Annotated in this window: 5 protein-coding genes and 2 pseudogenes; 6 read left to right on the plus strand and 1 reads right to left on the minus strand. The window is 68.1% G+C overall.

Annotated elements, in window-relative coordinates; all coding sequences use genetic code 11:
- Nucleotides 1-685 (plus strand): annotated as a pseudogene (locus VXC91_RS41480) (epoxide hydrolase); the annotation flags it as partial.
- A gap of 88 nt (nucleotides 686-773) precedes the next feature.
- A pseudogene (locus tag VXC91_RS41485) lies at nucleotides 774-959 on the plus strand (IS256 family transposase); the annotation flags it as partial.
- Between the two features lie 51 nt (nucleotides 960-1,010).
- On the opposite strand, the gene VXC91_RS41490 reads toward VXC91_RS41485, so the two are convergent.
- Nucleotides 1,011-1,619 carry a TetR/AcrR family transcriptional regulator gene (locus tag VXC91_RS41490; protein ID WP_329512536.1) on the minus strand — a complete coding sequence of 203 codons (609 nt, stop codon included), beginning with the start codon at nucleotides 1,617-1,619 and terminating at the stop codon, nucleotides 1,011-1,013.
- 780 nt (nucleotides 1,620-2,399) lie between these two features.
- Between VXC91_RS41490 and VXC91_RS41495 the strand changes: the two genes are divergently transcribed.
- The 4 genes from VXC91_RS41495 to VXC91_RS41510 form a co-directional block, all read left to right on the plus strand.
- Entirely contained in the window at nucleotides 2,400-3,557 is a 1,158-nt protein-coding gene (locus VXC91_RS41495) for a CaiB/BaiF CoA transferase family protein (RefSeq protein ID WP_329512537.1), read from the plus strand.
- Between the two features lie 36 nt (nucleotides 3,558-3,593).
- Nucleotides 3,594-4,361, plus strand: coding sequence for a crotonase/enoyl-CoA hydratase family protein (locus VXC91_RS41500; RefSeq protein ID WP_329512538.1), 768 nt, complete (start codon nucleotides 3,594-3,596; stop codon nucleotides 4,359-4,361).
- 2 nt (nucleotides 4,362-4,363) lie between these two features.
- A complete protein-coding gene (locus VXC91_RS41505; protein WP_329512539.1) occupies nucleotides 4,364-5,107 on the plus strand; it encodes an acetoacetate decarboxylase in 744 nt (247 codons plus the stop codon).
- A partial coding sequence (locus VXC91_RS41510) for a 3-hydroxyacyl-CoA dehydrogenase NAD-binding domain-containing protein (RefSeq protein WP_329512540.1) occupies nucleotides 5,104-5,895 on the plus strand: 792 nt, incomplete at its 3' end. The genes VXC91_RS41505 and VXC91_RS41510, both read left to right, overlap by 4 nt.

The following is a 5,895-nucleotide window of genomic DNA, read 5'->3' on the forward strand; positions in this document are numbered from 1 at the left end:
CTACGTCGCGCAGGGAGGCGACTGGGGAGCGGTCGTCTCTGAGCTCATGGCCGTGCAGGCGTCAGCGGGACTGGTCGGCATCCACACCAATCTCCCCGGCGTGGTTCCGTCGGACGTCTTCAAGGCGATCCAGACCGGCAGCCCACTGCCCTCGGGTCTCTCCGGCGATGAAATGCGTGCGGTCCAGCAGCTGGCGAACACGTACAAGCAGAACGGCTACCTCAACATCATGGGGAGGCGCCCGCAGACGCTGACCGGACTAGTGGATTCGCCCGTTGGTCTGGCGTCTTTCATGCTCGATCATGACGCGCGCAGCCTGCAATTGATCTCACGTGCATTTTCCGGACACCCGGGCGGACTCACAAGGGACGATGTCCTGGACAACGTCACACTCACGGGGCTGACGGACACGGCGGTTTCTGCTGCTCTTCTCTACTGGGAGAACAAGGTCTCGCCCTTCACGGTCAAGGGAATCTCCCTCCCCGTGGCCGTGAGCGTATTTCCCGACGAGCTCTATCAGGCCCCGCGCAGCTGGGCAGAGCAGGCCTACCCCCACCTCATCCACTACCGCAAGCTGGACAAGGGCGGGCACTTCGCGGCCTGGGAACAGCCGCACCTCTTCGCCGAAGAACTCCGCGCGGGCTTCCGGTCCCTTCGTCAGTCAGCCGCGTTCGAGCGTCGGTAGCGGCCTTCGCTCGCTCATCCGCCCCACGACGGAGCGATCCCCGCCCCTGCCAGGAAGGCAGCCGGCATGTTCAGCAGACTGGGACCCGGCATCGCGCGTGCACGACAGGCGCGTCGATGCCGAGACCGGAGAGCGCAAGCGGTTCTCCTCGGCGATCTTGCCGCCCTGGTGCCGCAAGTCCTCGAAGATCGGCGAGGTGCTGCCGTTGCTCTACCTGCACGGACTGTCGTCCGGGAACTTCGTGCCGGCGCTGGAGCAGTTCCTCGGCTCCGGGCAGGAGGGACGCCCGGTCCGAGGTCGGTGGTGTGAATCCGTCGACGGCAGGTCACACCGCAGCGCGGCCCGCGCGGCGCAGATCCTCGATCCCTTGATCGAGGGCGGCCCGCAGGTGGGTGGACCGACCCGTCGACAGCAGGATCGACACACCCCCTTGGATTGCGGCCAGCAGCGCCGCGGCCCTCACATCGGCATCGACGTCGGCGGGAAGCAGCCCGGCCGCCTGCAGCTCTCGGATGCCCGCCGCCAGGCTCTCCTGCCAACGGTGCAGCAGCTCGATGACGATCGCCCGTGTCCCGGGAGTCGAACGCCCGATCTGCAGGAACAGCGACCCGAGCGGACACTGGTCTCCTTGCGCTTCGTACCGCTTGATCACCACGTCCCGCCACTGCTCCCAGGCCTCCCAGGAGTCGAGGCAGCCCAGATAGGGCTGCTGGTCCTCCAGGACCTGATCCGCCTCGAACTGGGCCACCGCGACGAGCAGTTCGTCCTTCCCGGCCGGGAAGTAGTGGAACAGCTGGCCCTTGCTGGTACTGGTGTGCGCCAAGATGTCGTCCAGCGTCGCCGAGGCAGCGCCTTTCTCCCGCAGCACCGCCGCAGCCCCCTCGACGATCCGTGTCCGGGTCGCCCTGCCCTTGGCTGTCAGCTCTCCACGCATGACTCACCTCCGAAAATGGACTGCACAGTCCACCATAGTGCGGTGACCGTACGGTGACCGATGTCCGGCGGATCATTCGCTCCCTGAACGTGTAGGCCCGCCCCGGATGTCTCCGCCGGCACGTGATGTTCCGCGACGGCATGGGTCACCGATCTCAGGCCATCCGCCCCGGCCCGGTCACCCGCGGGCGCCGGCCTCCGGCGGCTCTTCGCCCACCAGGAAGTCGTACTCGTCGACCGCGTCAAGAGCGGACGGAAGGCAGCCGATCGCCTCGCCGGGCGGGACTGATCTCGCGTACCCCCCCGCCCGAGGAAGTCCGGCCTCCGTGTTTCGAGGCGCTCGACCGAGCGTTGGCAGAGCACGGGATTCGCAATCGCACCACTCTCACCGACACCGGTTACGCCGGAATATCCGAAACGATTTCGAACGGACGGCCTTCTGCATTTCTATTCTTGAGTCGGAAGGCACGATGCGGGGATATCGGCTGGAGAACGTCACGGTGCGGCCGTTCACGGACGTCCACCCCCCGCTTGCACACAGCTCTGGTATGGCGCCGTGCCGACGGCGACCTCAAGGAGCTTGTCGGCGCCGCGTGCGACGTTTTCGGCGCGCCCGTCCGCCGTTGATCCGATCCCCGAAAAACAATATCGGAGAAATACCGATAACCCGTGTGACCGCTCCGGTCACGCCGCCGTACCTATTTCGATAATTCCATCTGCCATCGCTCTTCATTAGCGTTGCGTGTCAGGACGACGAAACAGGGCGCGAAAGGACGAGGCGATGGCGGAGTCATTCAGTACCGGACCGCTCGACGGTGTACGGGTGATCGACCTGTCCACCGTGGTGATGGGACCGTACGCGGCCCAGATCCTGGGTGACCTCGGCGCCGACGTGATCAAGATCGAGTCTCCCTCCGACACCGTTCGGGTGGGCCGGTATCACGTCACGCCCGGCATGACCGCACTGAGCCTGAACGTCAACCGCAACAAGCGCAGCGTCGCCCTCAACCTCAAGGACCCACCGCAGTACGAGCAGGCCCTGAAACTGATCGACACGGCGGACGTGCTGATCACCAACATGCGACCGGCCGCGCTCCATCGGCTGGGCCTGACCTACGCGGACGTCGCCGCGCGCAACCCAGGCCTGGTCTACGCCCACGGCCTCGGCTTCCGCAGCGACTCGGACCGCGCCGGGAACGCCGCCTACGACGAGACCGTGCAGGCCGCCTCCGGGCTGGTCGACATCACCCGCCGAGCGCTGGGCACACCGGTCTACCTGCCGACGATCATCGCGGACAAGGTCTCCGCACTGACCATCGTCTACAGCGTGCTCGCCGCCCTGGTGCACCGCGGCTGCACCGGACAGGGCCAGCACATCGAGATCCCGATGACCGACACACTGCTCGCGTTCAACCTGGTCGAGCATCTGGCCGGGCACGAGTTCGAGCCGGCGGTGGGTCCCACGGGCCATCCCAGGTCGATGTCGAAGGAGCACCGAGCTCGGCGCACCAAGGACGGCCTCGCCGGGGTCATCCCCTACACCCCGCAGAACTTCCGCGATGTGTTCGTCGCCGCCGGGCGACCGGACCTGGCTGCGGACCTCCGGGTCAACGGGCAGGTCATCGACATGGTCGACCTCGACGCCCTGGCCGGGCTGGTCGACGAGTGCACGCCGGCGCTGACCACGGCGGAGTGGGCGGAGGTGTGCGCCAAGCACAGCATCCCGATGGCTCCCGTGCTGGAGCTGGAGCACGCCCACGAGGACCCCTACATCCGCGAGGGCCATCTGCTCGAGACGGTCGTCCACCCGACCGAGGGACCGATCCGCACCATCGGGATCCCGGTGCGGTTCTCCGCCACGCCCGGTTCGATCCGCCGTCCGGCCCCGATACCGGGCCAGGACACCGCCGACGTCCTGGCCGAGCTGTCCGACCACTGAACCCCTGTCCCCACCACCCCTTTGGGAGAAGCAAGCATGAGCACCACCGACGTGCGCACCCGCCGGGCGGGCACAACCCTGGTGATCACGATCGATCGCCCACAAGCACGCAACTCCGTCAACGCCTCGGTCGCCGCACTCCTGGCCCAGGCACTGGACGAACTGGAGACCGACCCCGGGCTCCGGGCCGGCGTGCTGACCGGCGCCGGCGGCACCTTCAGCGCCGGTATGGACCTCAAGGCCGCTCTGCGCGGCGAGTCCCCCAACGTCCCCGGACGTGGGTTCGGCGGCGTGACCGAGGCCGAGCGGACCAAGCCGCTGATCGCCGCCGTGGAGGGTTGGGCCGTGGGAGGCGGTTTCGAACTCGCCCTGGCCTGTGACCTGATCGTCGCCGCGGAGGACGCACACTTCGGTCTGCCGGAGGTCAAGCGGGGACTGATCGCCGCCGGCGGCGGAGTGATCCGCCTGCCCAAGCGCATCCCGTACCACTTCGCGATGGAGTTCCTGCTGACCGGTGAGCCGGTGAGCGGCCGCCGCGCCGGCGAGCTGGGCCTGGCCAACCGGGTCGTCCCCGCCGGTCAGGCCGAGAGCGAGGCCCTCAAGCTCGCCGAGCAGCTCGCGGCGAACGCGCCGCTCGCGCTGGCCGCGGTGAAGACGCTCACCCGGGCCGCGGAAGGTGTGCCCGAGGCCGACGCCTTCGCCACGCAGCGCACCTTGATGGACAAGCTGATGGCCACGGACGACGTCCGGGAGGGCATGACCGCCTTCGCCGAGCGCCGGGCCCCGCAGTGGACGGGGCGGTGACCATGAGGATCGAAGACGTCCGCCGGAACCTGACCACGCCGCTGACCGGCCCGGCCTATGCGGGAACCCATCGCTTCACCGACCGTGAGTACCTCAACATCGTCTACCGCACGGACCGCGACGCATTGCGTGCAGTCGTCCCCGAGCCCCTGGAGATCGGCGAACCGCTGGTCCGCTTCGAGATCATGAAGATGGGCGACGTCACCGGGTTCGGCCCCTACACCGAGGGCGGCCAGGCGATCCAGGTCAGCCACGAGGGCGAGCAGGGCGAGTACCTGCACGCCATGTACCTCGACAACTTCCCCGCCACCGCCGCGGGACGTGAGACCAGCGCCTACCCCAAGGTCATCGGAGCTCCCCGGCTCTACGTCGACGGCGCGGCGCTCGTCGGCACCCTCGACTTCGGGAGCATCCGCGTGGCCACGGCGACCATGGGCTACCAGCACCAGCCGCTCGACCTGGCCGTGGCCAAGGACGAGATCACCGTGCCCACGTTCATGCTCAAGTCCGTCCCAGGCTACCGCGGCGACCTGCGCATCCAGGAGCTGGTACGGACCCAGATCACCGACGTGGTGGTCAAGTCCGCCTACACCAGCCCAGCGCGACTGCAGCTGTTCGCCCATGTCCTCGCCCCGCTGGCGGACCTGCCCGTCCTGGAGATCGTCTCCGCCAGCCACATCCTCACCGACCTCACGCTCGCCCCCGTCGAGCCGGTCTTCGACTACCTCAAGGAGAAGACGCTGTGACACGCACGTTCCGGACCGCCGCCGTCATCGGCGCGGGCACCATCGGACTGTCCTGGACGGCACTGTTCGCCGCGCACGGCCTGACCGTCCGCGTCAGCGATCCCCGCCCCGACCTCGAGGAAGCACTCGCCAAGGCACTCGCCGCCAACGCCCCCGATCTGGCCGCCCAGGGCCTGGACACCGACGGCATCGCCGACCGCGTCCACGTCGCGGCCGACATCACCGAAGCCGTCCGCGACGCCGACATCGTCCAGGAGAACGGACCCGAACGCGTCGAATTCAAGAAGCAGCTGTTCGCGCAACTCGTCCGCGAGACCCCCGCACACGCACTGCTGCTGAGCTCGTCCTCGGCGATCCCGTCGACAGCCTTCACCACGGACATCGAAGACGCCGGCCGCATCCTCATCGGACATCCCTTCAACCCGCCGCACCTGCTGCCGCTCGTCGAGATCGTGCCCGGCGAACGCACCACCGACGAATCCGTGCAGAAGGCCGTCGACTTCTACACCAGCGTCGGCCGCGCCCCCGTGGTCGAACGCCGCGAGATCCCCGGCTTCGTCGGCAACCGGCTCCAGAACGCACTCAACCGCCAAGCCGTCTACCTCGTCCAGCAGGGCGTCATCACCCCCGAAGACCTGGACACCGTCGTCACCCACTCACTCGGCATCCGCTATGCCACCGTCGGCCCCTTCCTCAGCGGACACCTCGGCGGCGGCCCCGGCGGCTACCGCCACATCACCGATCACATCGGCCGGTCCATGGCACAGATGGAACTCGGCGAACCCTCA

The organism is Streptomyces chiangmaiensis (assembly GCF_036281785.1).
Taxonomy (GTDB): domain Bacteria; phylum Actinomycetota; class Actinomycetes; order Streptomycetales; family Streptomycetaceae; genus Streptomyces; species Streptomyces chiangmaiensis.